The following is a 26,151-nucleotide window of genomic DNA, read 5'->3' on the forward strand; positions in this document are numbered from 1 at the left end:
TTAAATGGTTGTAGGGTGCCTGTCACTTCCCGAATTTTGTCGAAATTTGTAAGTTCACATGAACATGAATCGGAGTGGTTTTCCAAATGAATAATTATGGGAGAGATTATTCTAGGGACTGAAACTTCGCCAGATAAAGATGGAACAATTGCTACAACTTATCCTAAATACGATAAATAGGGGTGAGAGTGAAATGAAATATCCTTATTCTTTCAAGAGAGGGCCTCATGGCTTTTTAATGATTGAATTACCAAAAGAAATAGAGTTGTTCTCTGATTTTATCGAGCAAATAGCATTAGAAGAAAGAGTAGATGAATTTGTTGATATTATCGATAAAGTTATAGACGGCACACATGATGAATACGAAATATTTTTTAATGCCCCAACAGTTGTCATCAAACCTGATTTTACAACTGTATTTAATGAATTTTTAATCGATCCGCCATTTGAACAAACAATAGAAACAAAAGAATTTCGGAAACTAATATTGATTTGGAAGGAAAAATTACCTGAACGAAGTCCTAATAGGTAAGGAACTCATTAGTATATAAGCGTTTGAAACGTTTTATTACTCTATTACCGGATGATGTTTTCAATCAATGGATTGCAGAAGTTAAAAACAAAATAGGGCGGCATCATTTCTAACGTTTGTAGATGTGTCAAATTCTGCTGGAGGGGCTCTTATTGGGGGTGGAGTGATTAGTTGAAGTGCGAGGTAAGTTATACAGCAATGAGCATGCGGTTCAGATATAAAATTCTAACTATTAATGATGAGGATTATCTGATTGATGTAGATCGTCCTGTATGGGTGCTTTTTATTCCATTTGCCTATTGGTTAATTCCGCATACGATTTATAAAATAAGTAATCAGCACATTTTAAAGCAAATAAAGGGTCCAACAGTAAAACAGACAAAAGCGAGTTATGTTAATATATTTGGAATCGGAATGACAGTTCTATTGGCTAGAATGCTAGAGTCCATATCAGACTATTTTGATCTTAATACTATTCCGGTAGTTACCTTTATGATATTTTTAATTTCAGCACTACTTCTTATTTCATTGCGATTATATATAAGTAAAATAAACCAGAGAAATCTATATAAAATTGCTAATCCCGAAAAATTACAAAAAAGAAAGTTATGGATATGGCCTAAAGGTATAATATATTTTTTTGTTTATATTATTGTATATTTTATAGGTTTATTATTAATAACATTTGGTTTCTATGCCTATTTTAAATATAAAAACATCTTGTTGTTAATATATACTTTAATTTTTCTGTTCCTTTTATTACTGGCAAACGTATTGACAGTGATGCCTGGAACAACTCGAGTGAGGTTCAAGAAAAAGAATCCTGTTATTTAGGACGACAAAAGGATAAAAAATAATGAAGGTAATTTTTAACTGGATGAAGGAACGAAGAAATGAATAAAAGGAAGTGATAGAAAAAATGAAATATAGTTTTAGTTTTTATAAAGACCCTTTAGGAACATTGAGAATCAAACTCCCAGAAGAAGTTGATATGTTCTCTGATTTTATCGAGCAAATTGCATTGAAAGAAGAAGCAGATGAATTTATTAACATTATAGATAAAGTTATAGATGGCACACATGATGAATACGAAATATTTTTTAATGCCCCAACAGTTGTTATCGGACCACATATAACTTCTGTATCACTTGCAGATATATTGGATGAACCACCACCAGATGAATATATGGAAACAGAGGAATTTCGTAAGCTTATATTAGTTTGGAAAGAAAGGAATTTTAATCATTAAAAACTAAGGAACTCTCCTTAATTATCAGCTGATATGTATGCCCCCCGCACACCATGTTGTGTTTAAGAACGGAAATGGAAAGACTCAAAAAATTGGTGAAAGAGGGACAACAAATATGAATGATATATGATTTTGATCCGAGATATTGCAATAAGGAGGGAGTAAAAAGATGATGGATAGTAAACATATTGCAAAAGAAATTCGTTCTGCTATAAAAGAAAGCGATATTGAAAAAGTAGTTTATTTAATTGATTCTAATAGCGAGAGATTAAATATGATGACCCCATTTGGAACGTGGCTTCATGTAGCAGCCTCTAGAGGGGAATTAGCAATAGCCAAAAAATTAGTAGAGCTTGGTTTAGATGTTAATAAATCAGGTGGGGTTTACGGTGGTGGAGCATTGAATGAAGCTGCTTCTGCAGGACATGCTGATATCGTAAAATTTTTATTCTCTTCTAGTGCTGTTATGGATGTTAGTGAACCGGAAAAAAACCCTTTATTTGGTGCAATTAGGAATGGACATATTGAAGTTGCAAAAATACTAATTGATAATGGAATTAATATTGACGTTACATATAATGGAAGTTCTAAAAAGAATGTTGATGCATTAACTTTTACACGGGAACAAGGAGAAGAGGAAATTGCTAAATTGTTAGAAAATCATAAAAAGACTTCTATAACTATGGAGGAAGAAAATAACAGTAATCAAGAACATCATGATGTAATTCTAAAGCATGTGACTAATAGTTTTGGTTCTATTAAAAATAGCATAAGTGAACATATTCCTGGTAGTAGAGTAGCAATTAATATTCATATAATCCCACCATCAAACAATAAAAACTTTATAACTCTGGTAACTACTGGGATGAGTGATAGGCCCATGGATTATTCCAAAGAGGATAGTGTTTACAAATATGCAGAGTTGTTACTAAAATTGCCTTTAAACTGGGAAATTGAGAAAGAAAGTATGAACGATGAAAAAAATTTTGGCCAATAGCTTGGTTAAGAAAAGTAGCTCATATTCCCCATATTTATGATGGATGGATTGAAGAAGGTGTTATTCTTCCAAATGGAGAACCACCTCAACCATTTGCAGAAAACACAAAATTATCATGTATGATGGTATGTCGTCCTAAGGAATCTGAACTATCAAATATCAATATTAAACAGAGAAATATACGCATGTATACGCTTATTCCCATTTATGAAGAAGAAAGGAATCTTGCACTGGAAAAAGGATATGATTATCTGCTTAAAAAAATGAATGAGAAAGGGATTTCAGATGTACTGAACTTACATCGAATGAATGCAGGTATATAAATTAAAATCATCTCTGGATCCAAACGTTATGATACTTTTACTGTAGTTTTCGAGCCCGTTAGCTAACGGAAGGATTATTCCAGGGACTGAAACAGCACCAGACAAGAATGGCGTTTATGAGGTAGGGAAGAAGAAAAAGACAGCTTCTAGTTTCTTTCCACAACATTGGGATAGAGTGGATGTTCTTAAGGCAGTTAAAGAAGCGTCTGAGAACAAAAGACATAAAGTATGAAGGAACACACCTAGAGGTATAGATATACAAATGTACCTGGATGAGGATGGTATAATATCAACTGCTTTTCCTATTTATAAAAAATAATATATGAGGTGATTAATAAATGAGTTATTCATATTCTTTTACTCGAACTCCCTCAGGACGATTATTAATAAAACTACCTGAAGAAGTAGCATTATTTTCTGATTTTATTGAGCTGATTGCAACAGAAGAAAGAGCAGATGAATTTATTAGTATTGTTGATCAAGTAATGAATGGCACACATGATGAATTCGAAATACTTTTTAATGCCCCAACAGTAGTCATTAAACCAGATGTAACATCTGTTTCGCTTGCAGATATATTAGATAATCCACCCCCAGAACAGTATATGGAGACGGAGGAATTCCGTAAACTTATATTAGTTTGGAAAGAAAAATTGCCTATACGTTTTATCAATGAAGATGAGGAACATTAATTAAAAAAAGCATTGGAAACGTTATTTTCGAATGCTTTTAAAATGTGCAAAAGGCTGAAGGATAAAGAGATAAAGGATTTTCAAAGAAGTAATTATAACAATCAGAAAACAGAGGGATTACCCCTAAGTTCGTTTTATGTATTATAATATTCTTTAATGATTCTAAGGTTGAAATGAAGTTGTTGAGAGGGGGATATGATGAAAAAAATATATTGTTTTTTAACAGGTATAACCTTGATTTTACTTATATCGGGCTGTATGAATAAGGATGAGGTAGCAAAGGAATTGATTGAATATCATAATAATGATTGGATAAAAGTACAAAAGATGAAAGATGCAAAAATCAGTTCTAAAATTCCTATGTATACAGCATTTGCGATGGAAGATAATGAAGAAGCGATTGCTAATCTGCTTAATGAAGAAATATTGCCTTCACATAATGAAATATTAGAATATCTCAAAGAAATTGAGTTGGACAGTAATGAAATAGAAGCATTAAATCTATTACAGATAGAAGCTGAAACATTCGGATATGAAATTTTTCAAGAACAAGCAAAAATATTGAATGACGGAAATAAAACTGAAATTAATGAGATGTTTAATCGATTCGAAATTTACGATAAAGCATTAGAAGATAAATATGAAATAGTATATGAGAAAAGAAAAGAATTGATGGAAAAGTATAATGTTCAGTGGGTTAAAGAATATGATGATAGTGGAGATAGAATAATGAAAATGAGAAAAGATGATGATTAAACTTCCAGGAGAACTTGCAAATGAAGTAATCGGGAGTTGCAGATATACTGGACAATCCACCCCCAGAACAGTACTAGAGTAAATCCCCCTAATTATCACACCTTATCCTTCCACATCTAGATTTAGAATGATGAAAAATCACTTTTAATTATTTCGTTTACACCGGAAATAGACATAATGAAAGGGGTGAATTAAAATTTAATGAATAAAAGTGAACGAAAAAAGTCTAAAATAAAAACGTATATCAAGGGATTATTAACTATCATTTTTGTTGCAATCATTTACAATTTTATTTGGAAGGGATACATTGTTAATCCGACAGCTTCAGATGCATTAAAAGACGAAGATGGAGAAGTTGCGTTGTTAACTGATATTGCCAAAGGGGAAGTATTGGCATTTAATCAACTGAAAAATGGATATCAAGTCAATTCTGTCTCTAAAGGATATTTGGGTTGGGCTATTACTGACATGATTAACATTTCTCATCCTACAACTAACCCATTTAAGGCAAGAGAAGAATTGCTTCAATTCGAAGGAGATAAACAACTACACCTTATTTTAATTACTACAAATAATAAAAAAGTTTATAAGATGGTTGCTATTGATAAAGCCAACAATGAGATTGAATTAGGAAAAATTCCTGGTGAACAATCAAGTTTATACTATACATACAGCACAAAACCTTTTTCAGATACGGTAACTTATAAAGCTTATTCAAAGAAAGGTGAATTATTACATCGAGAATGAATTGCCCAGGGCATCTGACTGAGCTTTGAAAGAAAAACTATAGATGAGATTTAAAAGTGTCGGTCATCCTCTTGTTTATAAAATAGTGTATTCTCTTTGGATATTATTTTTTGAAAAAATAAAATATAATAAAATATAGGGAGATGAAGAAGTATGAAGTATTGTATGAAATTTGGTGATACCAACTTTATTGGGGTAGCGAATGTTGAAGAATATCGTTCTTTTGTGGATGAAGATTGGGATTTGGATATTCTCTTAAAACATTTTGGTTATGAGACGAAGAAGGGAAATCTTTTAGTCTTTCAAATGACGGAAGAAGGTATTGAACATTCCTGGAATATTAACGTAAAAATTGGTGCTGATGAAAACATTTCGAATTGTTTTCGAAGGGTGATAGGTTATCTAAAAGTAACAAATAATCAATTATTTTTAGTTGACTACGACTGTCTTACGATGGCTGCTCAATTCAAACATGAAAAAGTACCTGATGAAAATTGCTCGAATTATAAAATAGACATTAAAAATGGTGATTATAAGGTAGAGGTCATTCAATATTATAATGTCGATGAAAATGAATATGTTGGAACAAATCAAACAGATATATCACTTAATTTCATAGAAACATCCAATTTCCAACCTGTAGAAAATCACGTTTTCTGGTGTACCTTTTAAACACTAATTACTGATGCAGCTTGTAAATGGACGGAAAGGAAAAATTAGATATGATCTTGGCTGAGGATACCGTAAATTTCCAAAGAGAGTAACGAATACGAACTAATCGTGCCCGCTCCTGCCATTTAGCGTCAAATTGGTAACGAATACGATCTAATCGTGCCCGCTCCTGCCATTTAGCGTCAAAACGGTAACGAATCCAGCTTAATCGTGCCCGTGTCTGCTGTTTAGAGTCAAAACGGTAACGAATCTGATCTAATCGTGCCCGCTCCTGCCATTTAGAGTCAAAATGGTAACGAATACGATCTAATCGTGCCCATGTCTGCTGTTTAGTGTCAAAAACGGTAACGAATACGAACTAATCGTTCCCGTTCCTGCCATTTAGCGTCAAAACGGTAACGAATACGAACTAATCGTTCCCGTTCCTGCCATTTAGAGTCAAAAACGGTAACGAATCCAGCTCAATCGTGCCCGCGCCCGCCATTTAGTGTCAAAAACGGTAACGAATCTCAGCTAATCAATCCCACGCCCCCTCATAGGCTCAATAAATTTACAAGTATTTAATAATACCTAACTATTAAATATATGAAACCTTTTACCTAGTAAAGGGAATATTAAGTTTTCGTTTATAGGAAGTCATATTGATGTAGTAAATAAATTGAAACTATCGAACTATATATTCCTATTAAATTACTGAATTTTACATTTATTTGAAATTAATTAAGCCTATTTGCATAGGTCTACAGCCTCTTGTTGAATATTCTGTCATTGGTTAAACTTCTTAATGTACTATTAATTCACTACTTGTCCAACGCTCCAGAATATTCGAATACATAGATTAACATCTTGTTTATCGAGTTATTATGTGTTGGATATTAGAAAGTTAGTGAAAAGAAGGAGTGGTTAAATGAAGAAAAAGTTGTCGATTATCGGTATTGCTCTTATGCTTGCATTCTATCCGACATTCGCCTTCGCGGCAGAAACTAGTCAGAATGAAGCAAAAGCACAAGAGAAAAATGAATTATCCGATGATGCCAATGTTTCAGTAGAAAAAGCGGATGTTGACAAACAAGCTGATCAAGATGACGCTTCTACTGATAAGGAAGAATCAGTTAAAGAAGAAGTGGATTCTGTAGATTCTAATGAAGGATCTAAGGAAGAAGACGCTGATACTGATGCAGAAAAGGAAGTTGAAACAGCTACTCAAGACGAAGAGGCTGATTCATCCAACAACAATGATAAAACAGATAACCACCAAGAAGATGCAGAACAACAAGATGAAGAATCCGTAGTAACGGAAGAAGAAGCATCCTCAGAAGAAGAGGAAGTTACCGAAGACGAGCAGGAAGTTGAAGAGGAAGCTTCTGAAGAACAAGCTGATGAAGATTTGGATTTAGACAAAATTCATGGATCAGCTAACGGAAAAATCACTTTTGATTTTAATAAAGGATATTACGTACTTGATTTACAAGCAGGTCTTTCAAATTTCTCTGGAAATCAAGTTCTAACTCAGAAATGGGTAGCTTTTGCTCTACCAGATGGCGTATTTGTTCCGGATGTAGAGGAAGTACCGGGTGGAGTTGTTCCAGTAAAACTTTATGATGGAAGTAATGGATTAGCAGTTAGGATTCCAGATGTTACGGAAATGCCTGACTCCAAACATGTTTATCCGAAAATTCCTCTATTAGGAGTGCCGGAAGAAAACAATCCGAACTTAAATCTATATCTATTTAATGTTGATGTAGAAAGCATGACATATGAAGATCTTGGTCAAATTAAAAGTCAAAGAAATATTGACTTTTCCGTCATGAAAGAAACACCAACAATGGATGTGGAAGGATCAATTAGTGGTAAAGCAGCATTTGACGCTGAAAAGCACTACTACATGCTTGACTTAAATATTAATGCCAAGAACAATATGGATGTTGATTTAGGTGAAACATATGTAGGGTTCACTCTTCCAGAAGATATTGTTGTTATTCAAAATGAAGACACACCAAGTGACCTGAAACCGATTCAGCTAGAAGATGGAACAGTAGAATATACTGTTAAAATTCCAGCACTACAAGCAGGTAAGGAAGAAGGTATTTCCTATCAAATTCCTGTGATTGGAAAAACAAATGAAGTAGTAAAATCTTCAACAATTAATGTATATCAAATTGACGATAGTGGCTATTATCCATTAGGGAAAATGGAAGGAAATGTAAACATTGACCTATCTGATATGGATGTTGCTTGGACATTTGATGCAGAAAGTCAAATTGTCAAAGACTTCCCAGATCTAGAAGAGAACCTATTTGGATTGCGCTTTGCTTTCACTTCACAAAACTTAACAATTGAAGATGTGGACCAAGTGAAAGTTGAATTCAAAGTACCTGAAAACATCAAAATTCATGAACCAGAGAGCTATGAAGGTGGAGAAATTCCTGATTCCTTGAAAGACTTCCTAGACGAAGGCAATGGAGGCAGTGGTAACCTTGACATTGAATGGGACGGAAATACAGCTCTTATCAATCTAGATACTGTAAAAGGTACACAGTGGAATCAAGGATTTTTCACGGCTTTTGGTGAAAGCAGTGATTCTATAGAGGATCTAAGAGGACTAAAAGTAATTGTTACATTGTATAAAAATGGAGAAGAAGTCGTTGAAGAAATCGAAGTTCCATTTGAAATTGTAAACTATGAAGGTGATCCGGTAGATCCAGAGGAACCGGAAGACCCGAAAGACCCTGAAGAACCAGAAGAACCAGGTGAACCAGGTGAACCAGGCGAAGATCCAGAAGATCCAGGAAAAGAGGATCCAAAAGACCCTGAGAATCCGGAAGACCCAGGAAAAGAGGATCCAAAAGACCCTGAAGATCCAGAAGACCCAGGAAAAGAGGATCCAAAAGACCCTGAGAATCCAGAAGACCCAGGAAAAGAGGATCCAAAAGACCCTGAGAATCCAGAAGATCCAGGAAAAGAAGATCCGAAAGACTCTGACGAACCAAAAGACACAGAAGACCCGAAAGATGACTCTAATACTCCAGCGCCAGGAGATTCCGATGACAATGATACTTGGAACGGTGATGGAGCAACTCTACCAAACACAGCAACAAGCATGTTTACGTATATTTTAATCGGTAGCATGTTAGCACTATCTGGTGGAGTACTGATGCTATTTAGAAGAAAAAGAGTTTAATAGATCTGTAAACTTCAAAAACCAAAGTTATAGCCTCATTTCGGTTATAACTTTGGTTTAGTTTTACTTATCAAAAATTATTAATAACAGATGATTTTCAGCTTTAGTGGAAAATCTACTATAAAGTAAGGCATTTCTACTTTTATTAAGTAGAAATGCTTTTTTTGCTTCGACTACTGGCTGTTAAGCGTACATCCGCGGCCCCCAGCACTCCAGCACCCAATCCAATAAAAAAGAACTCCAGCTCACTGGAGTTCTTTCCTTACTATACTATTTTCAGTAAAACCGCTTATACGAATCGAAGTGTTTGCTCCAATAAGAGTTACTGACATTTGCGATAGTGACACCTGTGCTTGATCCGGCATGGATGAAATCCCCGTTACCAAGGTAGATTCCCATGTGGGAGATTCCACTCTTGTATGTGCCTGAGAAGAAGACAAGGTCACCTGGTTGTGGATTATTAATATGGTAGGATCTGTTATAGTATCCTCCGGTGTTTGTTCTTCCCATTTTCATGCCTGCATCATTATAAGCGAAATGGATGAATCCACTACAGTCAAACCCACTTGGTGATTGTCCACCCCATACATATGGAACACCCATCACACTTTTTGCTGTTTGAATGAGTTTATTCACATTATATCCAGTTGACGTGTTTCCTTTGTTGGAAGATGAGCCTTTGTTAGTTGACGTATTCCCCTTATTGGAGTTATTAGAACTGGACCCATTATCTTTTAAAGTTAGTTTTTGGCCAACATAAATTAAATGAGAAGATAAATTATTCCACTTCTTCAAGTCACTAACAGATACCCCGTACTGTGCAGAAATCTTTGATAAAGAATCGCCAGCTTTAACTGTGTATGTACTTTTGTTTGTTGAAGAGGAACTTCCTTTATTGCTAGAACTTCCATTATTACTATTATTCGTACTTCCACCACTGGATTTACTTTCTTTCACGTTTAATTTCTGTCCGACAAGTATAAGGCTTGAATTTAAGTTGTTCCATTTCTTTAAATTGCTAACAGATACGCCGAATTTACTGCCAATCTCAGATAATGTGTCTCCGGATTTCACAACATATGTAGATGCATTACTTGAAGAACTACTGCTATTATTCTTATTTCCAGAGGTAGATGTGTTTCCACTTGATGAGCTACTAGAACCATTTTTCGATACGGCTAGGCGATCACCTGGGAAAATAAGTGTTGTATTTAAGTTATTCCATTCCATGAGATTGTTAAGAGAAATATTGTGGTCATATGCAATCCCACTTAATGTATCCCCAGCTTTGACAGTATATGTTGTTCCTTTAGTTGCTGACTGTTTGTTAGATGATTTGTTATTAGAAGTTGAATTATTTTTAGTTGCCGTTTTCCCATCCACTTGAAGTGTTTGATTAGGAAAGATTATATCGCTTGTTAAATTGTTTAAGTCTTTCAAATGTGAAACAGTCGTTGAATACTTTTGTGCAATTAACCAAAGTGAATCCCCTTGTTTTACCTTATGGGATGCCGCATCAGCAGTTTGTGCAGATAGAAATGCAGAAGCAATGAATGCACCAGCAGTTACACCCATATAAATTTTTTTGTTTGCCAATGAACTTACCCCTTTCACATAATAAAATTCGTAAATACGAAATATTAACATCACATCATTAAAAATTAGGGATTTCCATTCCCATGTTTGGTGAAGACGAAGATCCACATCCTCTACACCTTGTTTAAATAGAATGAGAGAAATGATTCTCACATTCTATCTTCATCATTTTAAAGATCCCTTATGATTCCTACTTATCCGACATGAAGAAAATGCTACAAAATCCGATTAAAAAACCTTTACTTTTCTCTGGTAACACATGCTGTTTTTCCATGAATATCGGAAAAGATTGTGGAAAATTACCCATATTTAGGGAATATATGATTGTAGTTACTATTATAGCTATTAAACTAGGTGTTTTGAACCGTCATAGGTCATTTGTAATAGATTTGTAATATAGTCGACAAGAATCGACATAGTTCTAATTCCCTATCACTAAAAATAGCCTCAATAGTTGATAGAACTTAGCTATTAGGGTGATTTTTAAGAAAATTTCATAATTCGCATTTATCAATATTAAGTGTAAAGAACTATAAGAATTTATAACATGAATGATGTGAAAGACCTAATAAAAAGGAGATATGAAAGAAAATTTAGGCTAAAAGAACTGGTAAATTACTAAAAATGATCTGTAAAATACATAAAAAGTTGAACTTGCATGAAAAAAATGACATAAAAAATATATAGGGCATTAGAAATAAATTAAAACTTCAATCCGAGGAATCTTATATCAAGCTAACCTGCGAAAACAGACGAAATTCCTTAATTGTCAATAATTCTTGCAGAAAACATTACTAAAAGCTTTTGGTCTATGGTATAATTTCGAATGTAATGTCTATATGTCTATTTTTTATCTATTTAAAAAATTAATAAAAAAAGCACCTGCTTGTTCGTCAATATAAAGAACCAAGTGTGTGCAAAAATCCAATCAAATCATTGGAACATAAATAACGGAGGTAAGCTCATGGAAGAAACGATATCCCTGAAGGAAATATTTGGGGTCATAAAAAAACGCTTCATGCTAATCGTAGCTTTTGTGCTTGGAGCAGCACTCGTTGCCGCTGTATTCAGCTACTTTATTATCACGCCAACCTATCAATCTAGTTCACAGTTTATTGTCAATCAGTCCCAACAAGATGAAAATAATCCTTTTAATGTAAATGACATCCGGACGAACGTTGAACTTATCAATACATATAATGTCATCATTACAAGTCCGATAATTTTAGATAAAGTTGTAGAAGAATTGGACCTGGATTATTCTTCAGCATCATTAGCTGAAAAGATTCAAGTCTCTAGCGCGGAAAATTCACAAGTTGTTACGGTTACAGTAACAGACCCAAAACCGGCAATAGCAACACAAATTGCTAATACAACGGTAAAAACATTTCAAGATGCCATTCCTGGTATTATGAATGTAGATAATGTAAAAGTATTATCAACAGCGGAAGTGAAGGAAAACCCTGCACCTGTATCACCTAAACCACTATTAAACATTGCGATTGCGATTGTTCTAGGTGGAATGGTTGGTGTTGGAATTGCCTTTTTACTAGAGTATTTGGATAACACCATTCGCACGGAAGAAGATATTGAAAAGGAACTTGGTTTACCAGTTCTTGGTGTGATTTCTCATATGACAAGCGAAGATATTCGTGCAGGACGAATGTCTTTACAACCATCTGAAATGAAACGAGGTGGAGTACGTGGCACGCAAAAAGAAACAGTCTAACTCAACGTCAGCGGTTCGTCATCTTATTACGAAATTAAATCCGCGATCACCAATCTCAGAGCAATATCGGACAATACGGACGAATGTCCAGTTTGCTTCAGTAGATGAGGAATTAGAATCCATCCTAGTAACATCATCTGGACCAAGTGAAGGGAAATCAACTATTACAGCAAATCTGGCCATTGTCTATGCACAGCAAGGGAAAAAGATTCTGTTAATTGATGCAGATATGCGTAAACCGACCGTTCATTATACGTTTCGCTTAGATAATTTACGTGGATTAAGTAATGTCTTAGTTGGAGAGAATTCTCTTGAACAAGTAGTCGAATTTAGTGGGGAAGAGAATTTGGATGTGATATCATCTGGGCCAATTCCTCCAAACCCATCTGAATTATTAGCATCTAAGAAGATGCAGACATTTATCGAGGAAGCTAAGGAAAACTATGATTTAGTTATTTTCGATACACCACCAGTACTAGCAGTAACCGATGCACAAATTCTAGCAAATAAAGTGGATGGAATGCTCCTAGTCATTCGAAGTGGCCAAACGGAAAAAGAAGCCGCGTTAAAAGCGAAGGAAGCATTAGCACCTGCACATGCGAAACTCCTTGGAACTGTCTTAAATGACCGTGAGAAGCAAGGGAATAATTACTATTATTACTATGGAACGAATTAAGGCGGGAACTCCTTTATCTCTATTAGAAGAGGTGAAGGAGTTTTTTTGTAACTTCTTTTTTACTGAAAATAGGTTAAGAAAAAAGTCCTAAAAATAATAATGTATATGGTATACTGGATACGTCTTTTTAATTATTTAATGTAAGGGAAGTAATTTTCATAGTTTTACAAAGAAATCGAATTGTAAAATAGATTCATATTAGGTAATATAAAATAAAAGAAGAGGTGTGAACACATGATTGATATACATAGTCATATCTTGCCGGGAGTGGACGATGGAGCGAAAACGGAAGAAGATAGTTTGGAAATGGCTTATGCAGCCGTTGAACAAGGTATTCATACGATTATTGCGACACCACATCACCAGAACGGTCAATATAACAATGAAAAGGAAAGTATTATGAAACATGTCGAACTTCTGAATCAATTATTCGACAATAAGAATATCCCGCTAACTGTTTTACCAGGACAAGAGATTCGTATGTATGGAGAAATCCTAGAAGACATGGAAGTAGGTCTTATACAAACCTTAAATAATACTAAATATCTATTCATTGAATTTCCTTCAGGTCATGTTCCGCGCTATGCAGAGCAGATGCTGTTTGATATTCAAGTGGCAGGGTTTATTCCAATCATCGTTCATCCTGAGCGGAATCGTGAATTAAGTGAACATCCGAATAAATTATATGACTTTGTTCGAAAAGGAGCACTAACACAGATTACTGCGGCAAGTCTCATTGGGAAATTCGGTAAAAACATTCAAAAATTTACCAACCAAATTATCGAGGCAAATCTGACACATTTCATTGCATCAGATGCTCATAATACAACAACAAGAGGATTCAACATGAAAGAATCCTATCAAGAAATTGAAAAGCGATATGGGACGGACATGTCCTATATGTTCTTAGAAAATGGCCAACTTTTAATAGAAGGACAGAATGTGAACCGATTTGAACCGAAACGCATAGAGAAAAAGAAGAAATTCCTTGGATTATTCTAATGATATGGTTAGAAAAACGTAAGACTCAATAGATGTACAAATAAATGCCCAGGATAAATGATATACTAACAACATAGTGGTAAAAAATACCAAAGGGTGTTGGAGGGTTGTGAATTGATACGTGTGTTGTTGGTACAGGAACAGCGTTTGTTCAGTGAGGGAGTAAAAGCTATTATCGAGACAGAACCTGAGTTAGAGGTTGTCGGGATTACCGAGACCAGCTCTAAATTGTTGGAATTAATCGAACAAGTAGAACCAGATGTTATGCTCATTGACATCAAGACGGGGAAAATCGATGGCATACAGACAACCACAGTAGTAAAGGAAAAATATCCACATATAAAAGTTGTTTTCTTATCCGATGAAATAGATGAAGAATTAGTCTTAAGAGGTATTAATGTAGGTGCGGATGGTTTTATAATGCGTGACATGTACCCAGATACATGTAAGGGCGTGATTCGCCGTGTCCATCGCGGGGAAAATGTGTTATGTGGCAAAGTAGCCAAAATCCTCGTTCAGAAAGTTCGCGAACTAACCAAGGATAAAAAGACAATCCTCAGTCTCAGACTGGAGAATAACGATATATCTTTAACAGCAAGAGAATTAGATATCGCTCATTTACTCATGCGAGGGAAAAGCAATAAGCGCATCGCACATAGACTACAAATAAGTGAAGGCACCGTAAAAAATTATATAAGTGAAATCTATCAAAAAATCAATATCCGCCGCCGAAAAGATGCGATTGACTTTTTAAAAAAACTGGTAAAGTAATATGGTTGTAATAAAATTTACAAAAAAGTTACAAAATGATTACTTTTTGTTGTAAAAGTCACTATTAATATTGACTTATCTTTTGTTATACTAAATGTTGCTTAAAAAAATAGATTAAAATAGACATTTTTAGACAAAGTTATGGTGGATGTGGAATTTCCCATCATAAATACATAGGACATTGACAACAACGAGAAAGGAGAGATAGTGATTGTCATACAGAAAACGGCTAACATTACTCGTTTTACTCGACTCGATTATCGTGACATTTGCGATATTTCTAGCCGTATGGATCGTCTATCCAAGCACAGTAATTGATGAATCTAGTATGCGCGTTCTGGTTGCTAGTTCATTTGCCCTGCTCGTATTCCACCATGTGTTTGCAATGATTTATAAATTGTATAATAAGGTGTGGGCATATGCGAGTGTTGGAGAGTTAATTGCAATTGTGAAATCTATTACATTTGCCATTATATCAGCAGGAGTTGTACAATTTCTGGTCAATGACTTCAGCATTTATAGACGTGCAATGTTTGTAACATGGCTTTTACATATTATTTTAATTGGTGGATCACGTTTTGGGTGGCGGGTATATCGTGACCGCTATATTGCGAAAGACGCCAATAAAAAACGTACACTAATTGTTGGTGCAGGTGCAGCAGGTTCGATGATTGCAAGACAACTACATAATGGGGATAATGATACGGAATTATTACCTGTCGCATTTGTCGATGATGACCTATCCAAACAGAAGATGGAAATCTATGATGTTCCTGTCATCGGGCAAATCAAAGATATACCGACAATTGTACATAACCATCAGATTGAACATGTGGTGATTGCCATTCCATCATTAAAACAAAGTGAATTACAAAAAATCGTGACACTTTGTAATGAAACAAAAGCAATGGTAAAAATGATCCCGAAAATCGAGGACCTCATGACAGGAAAGGTATCTGTCAGCAATTTGAAAAATGTCGAAGTGGAAGACTTACTTGGTCGAGAACCAGTTGTCCTTGACATTCATGCAATTAAAGAATATGTGAGTGGAAATACCGTCATGGTAACAGGTGCAGGTGGTTCCATTGGTTCCGAAATCTGTAGACAGTTGATGACATTCCATCCAGGGAAAATCGTACTCGTTGGCCACGGTGAATATAGCATTTATAAAATTGATATGGAATTAAAGAAGAAATACGGCCAAGATGATACAGAAATTGTCCCAGTGATTGGTGATGTTCAAGATAGAAACCGGATGTTCGAAATCATGGACACACATCAACCAACACTTGTGTACCATGCAGCAGCACATAAACATGTTCCATTAATGGAATACAACCCACATGAAGCAGTGAAAAATAATGTGATCGGTACGAAAAATGTCGCCGAAGCTGCTGATGCATACGGAGTAAAGCGATTTGTTCTCGTCTCCACTGATAAAGCAGTTAACCCAACAAATGTCATGGGTGCAACAAAACGAATTGCTGAAATGGTCATCCAAGACATGGCAACAAAGAGCGACACGAAATTTGTCGCCGTTCGCTTCGGAAATGTACTCGGAAGCCGTGGAAGTGTAATTCCACTATTCAAAAGCCAAATCGAACAAGGTGGCCCAGTAACAGTTACACATAAAGATATGACAAGATATTTCATGACGATTCCAGAAGCATCCAGACTCGTTATCCAAGCAGGAACACTAGCAAAAGGTGGCGAAATCTTCGTATTGGATATGGGAGAACCAGTAAAAATCGTTGATCTCGCACGAAACTTGATTAAACTATCTGGATACACCGAAGAAGAAATCCCAATCGAATACTCAGGCATCCGGCCGGGTGAGAAGATGTACGAAGAACTCCTCGGAGAAGATGAAATTCTACCAGGAGAAGTATATGAGAAAATCTATGTTGGTCGTACAACAGAGGTAGACTTCGCTCTAATTGGTAGGATGATAGGAGAATTCGAACAGTTGGATGTAGTAGAATTGAAGGATGAATTGATGGGGATTGTTTATGGGGAGAAGGAATTAGTGTTGGCTAAATGATAATAAGCACAAAATATATATAACAATATAATGCAAATCATGCTAAAAATGGAGGTTATGACTTGAAAACAGTTAAAAAAGCAATTATTCCAGCAGCAGGGTTAGGAACGAGATTCCTACCAGCAACAAAGGCAATGCCGAAAGAAATGCTTCCAATTGTAGATAAACCTACCATTCAATACATAATCGAAGAAGCAATTGAATCCGGGATTGAAGATATTATCATCGTAACTGGAAAAGGAAAACGTGCTATCGAAGATCATTTTGATCATAACTTTGAACTAGAAGATAATCTCGTTAAAAAGGAAAAATGGGATCTACTAGATAAAGTAAAAGCAACAACTAATGTAGAAATCCATTACATACGTCAAAAAGAACCAAAAGGACTAGGACATGCGGTATGGTGTGCTCGTAAGTTTATTGGTGATGAACCATTCGCTGTTTTGTTAGGTGATGATATCGTCCAAGCAGAAACACCAGGACTAAAACAACTTATCCAACAATTTGAAGAAACACAAAGTTCTGTTGTAGGTGTACAAACAGTTGCAGATAACGAAACACATCGTTATGGAATTATTGACCCATCTACAAAGGAAGGCAGACGTTACCAAGTAAATAAATTCGTAGAGAAACCAGCACCAGGTACAGCGCCATCGAATTTAGCGATTATGGGACGCTATGTATTAACACCAGAAATATTTGACTTCCTAGACAGACAAGAAATTGGGGCAGGTGGAGAAATCCAATTAACCGATGCTATCCAACATATCAATGAATCACAAAAAGTGTACGCTTATGACTTTGAAGGCAAGCGATATGATGTTGGTGAAAAGAATGGTTTCGTGAAAACAACGATTGACTTTGCATTGCAAAAAGATGAGATTAAAGATGAGATATTTGAGTATTTGGTGAAGAAGGTAGAAGAAAGAAAAGTGGCTCAAAAATAGAGATTCAGGAATTATATTAGCTATTAGGTAGATAAAGTAAAGGTGATGATTTCATCACCTTTATTAACTTATTTTGTATTTTGGTGTTTTAGCAGTTGGTTGGAATTAAAGAACAGTAGTTTCTAATTAAGTCCTAATTTACTAATTACAAACCTAACTAGGGGAAGGAAGTCTTAAATAATGGCAGATAGAATTTTTCTCTCTTCACCACATATGAGTGATGAAGGTTATGAGCGAGAATACGTGAAAGAGGCATTTGATACAAACTGGATTGCACCATTAGGTGAAAACGTAAACGGATTTGAAAGAGAGTTAGCTGAAAAGGTTGGTTCGAAAGCTGCGGCAGCTCTTTCTTCTGGAACAGCCGCCATCCATTTGGCTCTTAAAGCAGCTGGGGTAGGAGAAGGTGACATTGTGTTTTGTCCTTCACTCACATTCTCAGCTACAGCTAACCCAATTATCTATCAAAACGCAATACCTGTCTTTATTGATAGTGATTATGAAACTTGGAATATGAGTCCAAAAGCGTTAGAAGAAGCATTTGAAAAATATCCAGAAGTGAAAGCTGTTCTTGTTGTTCATTTATATGGATTATCAGCAGATATGGATAAAATTATGGATATTTGTAACAGACATAATGTAACAGTAATAGAAGATGCAGCTGAATCATTAGGTACATATTATAAAGGAAAACACACAGGAACCATTGGCGATTATGGAGTCTTTTCTTTCAATGGAAACAAGATCATCACTACATCAGGTGGTGGAATGCTTGTTTCTGATAATGAAGAAGGAATTGAAAAGGTAAGATTTTGGTCTACACAAAGTAGAGACAAAGCAAGACATTACCAACATAGCGAGATAGGGTTTAATTACCGTATGAGTAATATTGTTGCAGGAATCGGTAGAGGGCAATTGAAAGTTTTAGATGACAGAGTTGCTAAAAAGAGATACATATATAATTTTTATAAGAAAGAACTAGGTGAACTTGACGGTGTTAAATTCATGCCAAGTAATGAATGGAATGAACCAAATTATTGGCTAAGTTCCATGACATTAAATGGTAAGGTTAGACCAATTGATGTGATGGAAGCTCTTGAGAAAGAAAATATCGAATCGAGACCTGTTTGGAAGCCAATGCATATGCAACCATACTTTGAAAAATATGATTTTATTGGTGAAGGTATGTCAGAAAAGTTGTTTGAGAATGGAGTATGTTTACCTTCCGATACGAAAATGACGGATGAGGATTTGGAAAGAGTTGTAAATGTTATTAAAGGATTGTGGAGATAAAAATGAAAGCTTTAAATCTATTTATTAAACGTATAATTGATTTTTTTGGGAGTTTAATAGGTATTATAATAATCTCTCCACTTTTGTTGCTTATTGCAATTTCTATAAAGTTAACTTCAAAAGGTCCAGTATTTTTTAAACAAGAACGTTTAGGAAAAGGTGGCAAAACCTTTAAAATTATTAAATTTAGAACAATGGTTGTTAATGCTGAAAAAATTGGTGACGGATTAACAGTGAAAAGCAATAATGATGACCGAATTACAAAGGTTGGGAAATTTCTTCGTTCAACAAGCCTTGATGAATTGCCGCAATTATTTAATGTTATATCTGGACAGATGAGCCTTGTAGGGCCTCGTCCACCTGTTACTTATTTTCCTTATAAGGGTTATGGAGAATATCCTGAATGGGCAAAAAAACGATTCACCATGCATCCTGGAATAACAGGATTAGCTCAGGTTACAGTAAGAAATTCAGTAAGTTGGGATGAACGTATTGTTGTAGATAATAAATATATTGATCACTTTAGTGTATATTTGGATTGTAAAATATTGTTCAAAACGATACTTAAGCTTTTTAAATCAGAAAACATCTATATGGAACAGGATAATAAATCTACCAAAAAGTCAGTGTAAATATAATGCTTCTAGTGGAAAGTGGTGAAGTGATGATTAAGGGAAAGAAGGTATATCTAAGACCTATTATTAAAGAAGATGTTACATTTTTAAATGAATGGAAAAATAATGAGAGAGTATATAAAAATTTGGGTGGAGGTTTTTTGCCTACCTCTATAGATCTACAAGAAAAATGGATGGACTCCATGATAGATACTACAGGTAACAACAAAAGATTTATCATTTGTGATAAATATAATGTAGCATGTGGAATGGTTGGCTTATATAGTATTAACTGGATTCATCGCACTTGTGAAGTTGGTATTTATATAGGAAATGAAGGTGCACAAGGCAAAGGATACGCAAAAGAAGCATGTGTATTAATAGAACAATTTGCAAGTAAATACTTAAATTTAAGGAAAATAAAGCTAAATGTTGTATTTGATAATGAAGCAGCAATTCATATGTGGCAATCTTTAGGTTATAAAAAAGTTGGCGAATATAAAGATGAACGATTTATAGATGGTAAATATAAGGACTTAATATTAATGGAAAAATTTATTTAAACTATAATTTATTATAAATATATTAACTTTTTGTATATTTTGGTTCGGAGGATTTGTATAATGATTGATAATCTGAATGTCCTGATTTTAAGCTGTGGAACTAGAAATAAAATTGTTCAGTATTTTAAAAAGGAATTAGATGGAAGAGGTATTGTAGTAGCAACAGATTGTAGCAATCTAGCACCTGCTTTATATGAAGCTGATAAACATTATGTTGTTCCAAGAATGGATGAAGATGGGTATCTAGATGTAATTCTTTCTATTTGCAAAGAAAATAGGATTAAAGCTATTTTATCATTAATTGATCCAGAACTTAGTTTAATTGCAAAACATAAACATGAATTTATGGATATCGGTGTTTTACCTGTTGTATCTAATTATGATGTTGTTGAAATGTGTTTTGATAAATATAAGATGTTTCAGTTTTTAGAACAAAATGGTTTCCCAACTGTAAAGAGTTACATAGATAAAGAGAAATTCTATAATGATGTAGAATCAGGCATTATTAATTACCCTGTGTTTGTTAAACCTGTAAAAGGAAGTGCTAGTATTAATATAAGTAAGGTGACTTCCAAGGAAGAAATTGAGTTACTATTTAGTAGGTTTGATAATCTAATGATACAAGAATTCATGGATGGTACGGAATACGGTGCTGATGTGTATATTGATATGATTTCTAATGAACCAGTTGCAATATTTTTAAAAGAAAAATTAAAAATGAGAGCTGGAGAAACCGATAAATCTGTATCCGTTAAAGATGAGAGTCTATTTAAATTAATTACAGATTTTGTGAAAAAAATAGAATTTAAAGGAATTATTGATGTGGATATTTTTAAGGTAAACGGTAATTACTACATTTCTGAAGTGAACCCCCGCTTTGGTGGAGGATATCCTCATGCACATGAGAGTGGAGTAAATGTTCCAGGAATGATTATTAATAATATAAGTAAAGATGTAAATCAGAATAAGATAGGTAAATATGATTCGGGAACTTACATGATGAAATACAACGAAATAAAAATAGAACAAACGAATGAAGGGTGATTTTTTATGTTCGGAAAAGCATTGTGTAAGTTAAGAGGGTTAGCTTTTTGGAGATTAGATTCTGTGAAGGGAAACAGTGTAAGAAATGCCTATAATAAAATAAAGGAAATAGATCATATTGATAGTAGAAGTGATCGAGTTATAAAATATCAAGAAAATGCTCTAAATAAATTAATAGTTCATGCTACTGATACTACAGATTTTTATAAACCTTTCAAAGGGGCCGTTTTAAAGGATTTCCCTGTTATAGATAAACATTTAATTAACGAACATAAAAAGGAATTCATGTCTAATATCTATAACAAGAATAATTTAATTGCGATGTCAACAAGTGGATCTACAGGTACCCCATTTATTTGTTACCAAAATAAAGAGAAAAAGAAAAGAGTAAATGCTGAGGTAATTTATTACAGTGAAAAAGCTGGCTATTCTGTAGGTAAAAACTTGATATTTTTGAGAGCACTCACAGAAAAGAGTAAAAAAACAAAAATTCACCAATGGATTCAAAATGAATCTTTAATAGATATTAGTCATCTTGATAATAAAAATATTGAAGGGATTTTAGGAGAAATAGAAAAGGCTTCTAGTTCGGGTTCAATGATATTAGCATATGCATCAACTCTTGACGTATTAAAGGATTACTTCAAAAGAAACGGGAACTCAAAAATTGGTGAGAGCAATATTACTGGCATTGTAAGTAGTTCAGAAATGTTATTTGATGATACAAGAGACTCGATATCAAAAGCATTTAATTGCCAATGTTTTTCTAGATATTCTAATCAGGAAAATGGAATAATAGGACAGGACGATAGAATAAACAATGCCTTTCTTCTTAACGAGGCTAACTATCTAGTGGAAATCTTTAAAGAAAACGAAGATACTCCTGTGTCAGAGGGAGAAGTTGGACGTATTGTTATTACAGATTTATACAATTACGCAATGCCCCTTATTAGATACGATACCGGAGATATAGGAACAACTACATTTGTAAATTATAACGGTATACAAAAGAGAGCAATTTCAAATTTTGGCGGTAGGAAGATTGATATAGTATATGATTGTTACGGTAATCGTTTATCACCGCATATTATTAGTAATAACTTTTGGTCATTTCCTGAAATTAAACAATTTCAATTTATTCAAGAGACCAGTAACCAATATACTATAAAAATCTGTGCTGATCGTAAATTAGTGAAGGAAAATGAATTGAAGGATATTTTATTTAACCTTCTGGGGAAAAAGGCCCAAATAAAACTAGAATTGGTTGATCAAATACCCGTATTGTCTTCAGGAAAGAGAAAATATGTTATAAATAGAATGAATGGGTGAAGAAATGAATATTTTATTTTTAACAATGGTCAACATTAACAGTATAAACCGTCAAAACATTTATTCGGACTTAATGCGGAAGTTTAGAGAAAGAAATCATAACGTTTATATAGTTAGTCCAAGGGAAAAAAAGGCAAATATGCCTACAGAATTTAACGAAAAAGATGGGATACATTTTTTGAAAGTAAAAATTGGAAATATCACTAAAACCAATGTTATTGAAAAAGGTATTTCAACTATAAGAATAGAGAGTTTATTTTTAAAAGCTATAAAAAAGTATATGAATGATATAAAGTTTGATTTAGCTCTTTATTCAACGCCACCAATTACTTTTGAGAAAGTGATTAGCTATATTAAAAAAAGAGATGGGGCAAAATCTTATCTTCTATTAAAAGACATATTTCCACAAAATGCTGTTGATTTAAATATGTTTAGTAAAAAAGGAATCATATATAAGTATTTTAGATTGAAAGAAAAGAAGTTATATGCACAATCTGACTTTATAGGATGTATGTCAAAAGCAAATGTGGATTTTGTTTTAAAAAATAACCCGGATATACCACCAGATACAGTAGAAGTGTGTCCTAATAGTATCGAACCACAAATAATTAATAATAATAAAACTAAGATGGAAAATATCCGAAAAAAATACAATATCCCACTAGATAAAACGGTATTTATTTATGGCGGCAATCTTGGAAAGCCTCAGGGAATTGATTTTTTAATTAAATGCTTAAATGCTAATCAATCTAATAAGCAAGTTTATTTTGTTATAGCTGGTTCGGGAACAGAGTTCAATAAGCTACAATCTTTCTTTAACAAAGAAAAAGTAACCAACGCACAACTGTTTAATCAATTGCCAAAAGAAGACTATGAAATCTTGGCAAATTCATGTGATGTTGGATTAATCTTTTTAGATAATCGCTTTACAATACCAAATTTTCCATCGAGACTTCTTACCTATATGCAGGCTTCAATGCCTGTTTTAGCAGCAACAGATGTAAATACTGATATCGGACAAGTTATAGAACAAGGAAAGTTTGGATTGTGGTGCGAGAGCAATAATGTTGAAGAATTTAATAAACAAGTACAGCGCTTATGTGATGAAAATTTAAGGAAACAAATGGGAATTAACTCGAGAAAATACTTAGAGAAAAACTATACGAGTAGACATTCATACGAGATTATAATGAGTCATTTTAGATAATAGAAAAGAGGTTTAACCATGTTTGAAGATAAAACGTTACTAATAACAGGTGGAACGGGTTCGTTTGGTAATGCTGTAATGGAAAGATTTTTAGATACAGACATAAAAGAAATTCGTATATTTTCTCGTGATGAAAAAAAACAAGATGATATGAGAAAAAAATATAAAAATGATAAAATCAAATTCTACTTAGGTGATGTAAGGGAATTATCCAGTGTAAAAAATGCAATGCATGGTGTCGATTATATTTTTCATGCTGCTGCATTAAAGCAGGTGCCTTCTTGTGAGTTTTTTCCGTTAGAAGCTGTAAGAACGAATATTTTAGGTACGGATAATGTGTTAACGGCAGCAATTGAATATGGTGTAAAAAAGGTTATTTGTCTTTCAACTGATAAAGCAGCATATCCAATCAATGCCATGGGAATATCAAAAGCAATGATGGAAAAAGTATTTGTTGCAAAATCTAAAACTGTTGATCCTGAAAAAACACTAATTTGTGGAACTAGATATGGTAACGTAATGGCGTCACGTGGTTCAGTTATTCCACTATTTATTGAACAGATAAAAAGTGGTCAGCCATTAACCATCACAGATCCCAATATGACAAGATTTTTGATGAGTTTAGAAGAAGCAGTTGAACTAGTTATATTTGCGTTTCAAAATGCTGAAGCAGGAGACATTATGGTTCAAAAATCGCCAGCAAGCACAATTGGTGACCTTGCTCAAGCGTTAAAAGAGTTGTTTAACGCAGCTAATAATATAAAAATTATTGGAACACGTCACGGGGAAAAACGTTATGAAACACTTCTGACAAAAGAAGAATATGTAAAAGCAGAGGATTTGCCTGATTTCTATAGAGTTCCAGCTGACCAACGAGATCTTAACTATGATAAGTACTTCGACGATGGGGAACATGAACTTACTACTATGGAAGAATATAACTCGGATAATACGCAAATTCTTACTGTTGATCAGATTAAAGAAAAATTACTTGAACTAGATTATGTACAAAATGAATTAAAGAAATGGAAAGAAAATACTCATGTAATGAATTAAAAGGTGGGAATAATTGATGAAGATTCTTGTTACGGGTTCAAAAGGTTTTGTAGGAAAGAATTTAGTAGCAGAATTAAAAAACCAAGGATATAATGACAAAGATATACTTGAATTTTCAAGAGAAACAGATCCTTCATTACTGAATCAATATACAAAAGAATGCAATTTTGTTTTTCATTTAGCCGGAGTAAATAGACCAGAAAATGAAACTGAATTTATGGAAGGTAACTTTGACTTTACAACACATTTGTTGGCATTGTTGAAAAAACATAATAATAAAGCACCCATTCTTATTACCTCTTCTATCCAAGCTGAAAAGGACAATCCTTATGGTAAAAGTAAAAGAGCAGCGGAAAAAACATTATTTGAATATAGTAATGAAACGGGTGTAGATGTTTATGTTTATAGATTGACAAATCTATTTGGCAAATGGAGTAAGCCCAATTACAATACAGTAGTCGCAACGTTTTGTCATAATATTGCTAGAGAATTAGATATTCAAGTAAACAACCCTGATGCTGAACTTAGTCTTTGCTATATAGATGATGTGTTAGATGAGTTTTTTAATGCTTTGGACGACAATCCAACAATGCAAGATGAGTTTTGTATTGTGCCGGTAACATATAATATCACACTTGGAAAATTGGCCGATTTAATAAAAAGCTTTAAAGCAAGCAGAAAGAATATAAGTATTCCTGATATGGAAGATGCTTTAACAAAGAAACTTTACAGCACCTACCTAAGTTTTTTACCAGAGGACCAATTTGCTTATAACCTTAAAATGAATACTGACCATAGAGGATCTTTTACTGAATTCATGAGAACACCTGAAAGAGGGCAAGTTTCTGTAAATGTATCAAAACCTGGGATTACTAAAGGAAACCATTGGCATCATACGAAAAATGAGAAGTTTTTAGTGGTAAGTGGAGAAGGGTTAATTCGCTTTAGAAAAATAGACTCAGACGAAGTTATTGAGTATCGGGTAAGTGGTGAAAAACTCCAGGTAGTAGATATTCCTACTGGTTATACACACTCCATTGTAAATGTAGGGGATAGTGATTTGGTAACGGTAATGTGGGTAAATGAATGTTTTGATCCAGAAAATCCAGATACTTACTTTATGGAGGTATAATA

General features: G+C 34.0%; 24 protein-coding genes and 1 pseudogene. 24 read left to right on the top strand and 1 reads right to left on the bottom strand.

All coding sequences use genetic code 11. From position 1 onward, the window contains the following. Positions 1-193 precede the first annotated feature (193 nt). From FHP05_RS05035 to FHP05_RS05080, 10 genes and pseudogenes are all read left to right on the top strand, one after another. Positions 194-532 (top strand): tRNA-Val4, encoded by a 339-nt coding sequence (locus FHP05_RS05035; protein ID WP_147666149.1) that lies wholly within the window; start codon positions 194-196, stop codon positions 530-532. Between the two features lie 171 nt (positions 533-703). Continuing rightward, a complete protein-coding gene (locus FHP05_RS05040; protein ID WP_147666150.1) occupies positions 704-1,366 on the top strand; it encodes a DUF443 family protein in 663 nt (220 codons plus the stop codon). A gap of 85 nt (positions 1,367-1,451) precedes the next feature. After that, positions 1,452-1,781 carry a tRNA-Val4 gene (locus tag FHP05_RS05045; protein ID WP_147666151.1) on the top strand — a complete coding sequence of 110 codons (330 nt, stop codon included), beginning with the start codon at positions 1,452-1,454 and terminating at the stop codon, positions 1,779-1,781. A gap of 172 nt (positions 1,782-1,953) precedes the next feature. Then, positions 1,954-3,101 (top strand): annotated as a pseudogene (locus tag FHP05_RS05050) (suppressor of fused domain protein). A 76-nt stretch (positions 3,102-3,177) separates the two neighbouring features. After that, a complete protein-coding gene (locus FHP05_RS15515; RefSeq protein WP_230973931.1) occupies positions 3,178-3,333 on the top strand; it encodes an EndoU domain-containing protein in 156 nt (51 codons plus the stop codon). 106 nt (positions 3,334-3,439) lie between these two features. Further along, the gene (locus FHP05_RS05060) at positions 3,440-3,793 is read left to right on the top strand and encodes a tRNA-Val4 (RefSeq protein ID WP_147666152.1); all 354 of its coding nucleotides are present in this window, start codon (positions 3,440-3,442) and stop codon (positions 3,791-3,793) included. 198 nt (positions 3,794-3,991) lie between these two features. Continuing rightward, positions 3,992-4,549: a hypothetical protein gene (locus tag FHP05_RS05065; protein WP_147666153.1), complete on the top strand. Its 558-nt coding sequence runs from the start codon at positions 3,992-3,994 to the stop codon at positions 4,547-4,549. Between the two features lie 201 nt (positions 4,550-4,750). Further along, a complete protein-coding gene (locus FHP05_RS05070; RefSeq protein ID WP_147666154.1) occupies positions 4,751-5,296 on the top strand; it encodes a hypothetical protein in 546 nt (181 codons plus the stop codon). 165 nt (positions 5,297-5,461) lie between these two features. Then, on the top strand, positions 5,462-5,968 hold the full coding sequence (locus FHP05_RS05075) for a hypothetical protein (RefSeq protein ID WP_191126256.1): 507 nt from the start codon (positions 5,462-5,464) through the stop codon (positions 5,966-5,968). A gap of 907 nt (positions 5,969-6,875) precedes the next feature. After that, the gene (locus FHP05_RS05080; RefSeq protein ID WP_147666156.1) at positions 6,876-9,149 is read left to right on the top strand and encodes an LPXTG cell wall anchor domain-containing protein; all 2,274 of its coding nucleotides are present in this window, start codon (positions 6,876-6,878) and stop codon (positions 9,147-9,149) included. A 276-nt stretch (positions 9,150-9,425) separates the two neighbouring features. Here the strand turns inward: FHP05_RS05080 and FHP05_RS05085 are convergent, their stop codons facing one another. After that, complete coding sequence (locus tag FHP05_RS05085; RefSeq protein WP_230973924.1) at positions 9,426-10,745, bottom strand: C40 family peptidase; 1,320 nt, start codon at positions 10,743-10,745, stop codon at positions 9,426-9,428. Between the two features lie 964 nt (positions 10,746-11,709). On the opposite strand from FHP05_RS05085, the gene FHP05_RS05090 reads away from it, so the two are divergent. The 14 genes from FHP05_RS05090 to FHP05_RS05155 all read left to right on the top strand — a co-directional run bounded on the left by FHP05_RS05090 (position 11,710) and on the right by FHP05_RS05155 (position 26,149). Continuing rightward, positions 11,710-12,474 (top strand): YveK family protein, encoded by a 765-nt coding sequence (locus FHP05_RS05090; protein WP_147666157.1) that lies wholly within the window; start codon positions 11,710-11,712, stop codon positions 12,472-12,474. After that, a complete protein-coding gene (locus FHP05_RS05095; RefSeq protein ID WP_147666158.1) occupies positions 12,449-13,150 on the top strand; it encodes a CpsD/CapB family tyrosine-protein kinase in 702 nt (233 codons plus the stop codon). The genes FHP05_RS05090 and FHP05_RS05095 overlap by 26 nt, the downstream gene beginning before the upstream one ends. Positions 13,151-13,384: 234 nt before the next feature. Next, positions 13,385-14,152 (top strand): tyrosine-protein phosphatase, encoded by a 768-nt coding sequence (locus tag FHP05_RS05100; protein ID WP_147666159.1) that lies wholly within the window; start codon positions 13,385-13,387, stop codon positions 14,150-14,152. A gap of 123 nt (positions 14,153-14,275) precedes the next feature. Continuing rightward, positions 14,276-14,923 (top strand): LuxR C-terminal-related transcriptional regulator, encoded by a 648-nt coding sequence (locus tag FHP05_RS05105; RefSeq protein WP_230973932.1) that lies wholly within the window; start codon positions 14,276-14,278, stop codon positions 14,921-14,923. Between the two features lie 211 nt (positions 14,924-15,134). Next, a complete protein-coding gene (locus FHP05_RS05110; RefSeq protein ID WP_147666161.1) occupies positions 15,135-16,964 on the top strand; it encodes a polysaccharide biosynthesis protein in 1,830 nt (609 codons plus the stop codon). A 62-nt stretch (positions 16,965-17,026) separates the two neighbouring features. Then, the gene (galU, locus tag FHP05_RS05115) at positions 17,027-17,911 is read left to right on the top strand and encodes a UTP--glucose-1-phosphate uridylyltransferase GalU (protein ID WP_147666162.1); all 885 of its coding nucleotides are present in this window, start codon (positions 17,027-17,029) and stop codon (positions 17,909-17,911) included. A 180-nt stretch (positions 17,912-18,091) separates the two neighbouring features. Further along, the gene (locus FHP05_RS05120) at positions 18,092-19,204 is read left to right on the top strand and encodes a DegT/DnrJ/EryC1/StrS family aminotransferase (RefSeq protein ID WP_147666163.1); all 1,113 of its coding nucleotides are present in this window, start codon (positions 18,092-18,094) and stop codon (positions 19,202-19,204) included. A gap of 2 nt (positions 19,205-19,206) precedes the next feature. Further along, positions 19,207-19,836, top strand: coding sequence for a sugar transferase (locus tag FHP05_RS05125; RefSeq protein WP_147666164.1), 630 nt, complete (start codon positions 19,207-19,209; stop codon positions 19,834-19,836). A gap of 5 nt (positions 19,837-19,841) precedes the next feature. Further along, positions 19,842-20,381, top strand: a complete 540-nt coding sequence (locus FHP05_RS05130) for a GNAT family N-acetyltransferase (RefSeq protein WP_147666165.1) — start codon at positions 19,842-19,844, stop codon at positions 20,379-20,381. Positions 20,382-20,441: 60 nt separating this feature from the next. Then, positions 20,442-21,425 carry an ATP-grasp domain-containing protein gene (locus FHP05_RS05135; RefSeq protein WP_147666166.1) on the top strand — a complete coding sequence of 328 codons (984 nt, stop codon included), beginning with the start codon at positions 20,442-20,444 and terminating at the stop codon, positions 21,423-21,425. Between the two features lie 6 nt (positions 21,426-21,431). Then, positions 21,432-22,754, top strand: a complete 1,323-nt coding sequence (locus FHP05_RS05140) for a phenylacetate--CoA ligase family protein (protein ID WP_147666167.1) — start codon at positions 21,432-21,434, stop codon at positions 22,752-22,754. A 4-nt stretch (positions 22,755-22,758) separates the two neighbouring features. Continuing rightward, positions 22,759-23,961 (top strand): glycosyltransferase family 4 protein, encoded by a 1,203-nt coding sequence (locus tag FHP05_RS05145; protein WP_147666168.1) that lies wholly within the window; start codon positions 22,759-22,761, stop codon positions 23,959-23,961. Positions 23,962-23,979: 18 nt separating this feature from the next. Next, positions 23,980-25,017, top strand: coding sequence for a polysaccharide biosynthesis protein (locus FHP05_RS05150; protein ID WP_147666169.1), 1,038 nt, complete (start codon positions 23,980-23,982; stop codon positions 25,015-25,017). A gap of 16 nt (positions 25,018-25,033) precedes the next feature. Beyond that, entirely contained in the window at positions 25,034-26,149 is a 1,116-nt protein-coding gene (locus FHP05_RS05155) for a capsular polysaccharide biosynthesis protein CapF (protein ID WP_147666170.1), read from the top strand. The last annotated feature ends 2 nt before the right edge of the window (positions 26,150-26,151 follow it).

The organism is Cerasibacillus terrae (assembly GCF_008039555.1).
Classification (GTDB): Bacteria; Bacillota; Bacilli; order Bacillales; family Amphibacillaceae; genus Cerasibacillus; species Cerasibacillus terrae.

Bases quoted from the DNA above. Each gene is read 5' to 3' on its own strand.
- FHP05_RS05035 (WP_147666149.1), top strand. From the start codon at position 194: ATGAAATATCCTTATTCTTTCAAGAGAGGGCCTCATGGCTTTTTAATG.
- FHP05_RS05075 (WP_191126256.1), top strand. From the start codon at position 5,462: ATGAAATTTGGTGATACCAACTTTATTGGGGTAGCGAATGTTGAAGAA.
- FHP05_RS05070 (WP_147666154.1), top strand. From the start codon at position 4,751: ATGAATAAAAGTGAACGAAAAAAGTCTAAAATAAAAACGTATATCAAG.
- FHP05_RS05130 (WP_147666165.1), top strand. From the start codon at position 19,842: ATGCTTCTAGTGGAAAGTGGTGAAGTGATGATTAAGGGAAAGAAGGTA.
- FHP05_RS05045 (WP_147666151.1), top strand. From the start codon at position 1,452: ATGAAATATAGTTTTAGTTTTTATAAAGACCCTTTAGGAACATTGAGA.
- FHP05_RS05060 (WP_147666152.1), top strand. From the start codon at position 3,440: ATGAGTTATTCATATTCTTTTACTCGAACTCCCTCAGGACGATTATTA.
- FHP05_RS05140 (WP_147666167.1), top strand. From the start codon at position 21,432: ATGTTCGGAAAAGCATTGTGTAAGTTAAGAGGGTTAGCTTTTTGGAGA.
- FHP05_RS05100 (WP_147666159.1), top strand. From the start codon at position 13,385: ATGATTGATATACATAGTCATATCTTGCCGGGAGTGGACGATGGAGCG.
- FHP05_RS05080 (WP_147666156.1), top strand. From the start codon at position 6,876: ATGAAGAAAAAGTTGTCGATTATCGGTATTGCTCTTATGCTTGCATTC.
- FHP05_RS05150 (WP_147666169.1), top strand. From the start codon at position 23,980: ATGTTTGAAGATAAAACGTTACTAATAACAGGTGGAACGGGTTCGTTT.
- FHP05_RS05135 (WP_147666166.1), top strand. From the start codon at position 20,442: ATGATTGATAATCTGAATGTCCTGATTTTAAGCTGTGGAACTAGAAAT.
- FHP05_RS05145 (WP_147666168.1), top strand. From the start codon at position 22,759: ATGAATATTTTATTTTTAACAATGGTCAACATTAACAGTATAAACCGT.
- FHP05_RS05125 (WP_147666164.1), top strand. From the start codon at position 19,207: ATGAAAGCTTTAAATCTATTTATTAAACGTATAATTGATTTTTTTGGG.
- FHP05_RS05090 (WP_147666157.1), top strand. From the start codon at position 11,710: ATGGAAGAAACGATATCCCTGAAGGAAATATTTGGGGTCATAAAAAAA.
- FHP05_RS05155 (WP_147666170.1), top strand. From the start codon at position 25,034: ATGAAGATTCTTGTTACGGGTTCAAAAGGTTTTGTAGGAAAGAATTTA.
- FHP05_RS05120 (WP_147666163.1), top strand. From the start codon at position 18,092: ATGGCAGATAGAATTTTTCTCTCTTCACCACATATGAGTGATGAAGGT.
- FHP05_RS05065 (WP_147666153.1), top strand. From the start codon at position 3,992: ATGAAAAAAATATATTGTTTTTTAACAGGTATAACCTTGATTTTACTT.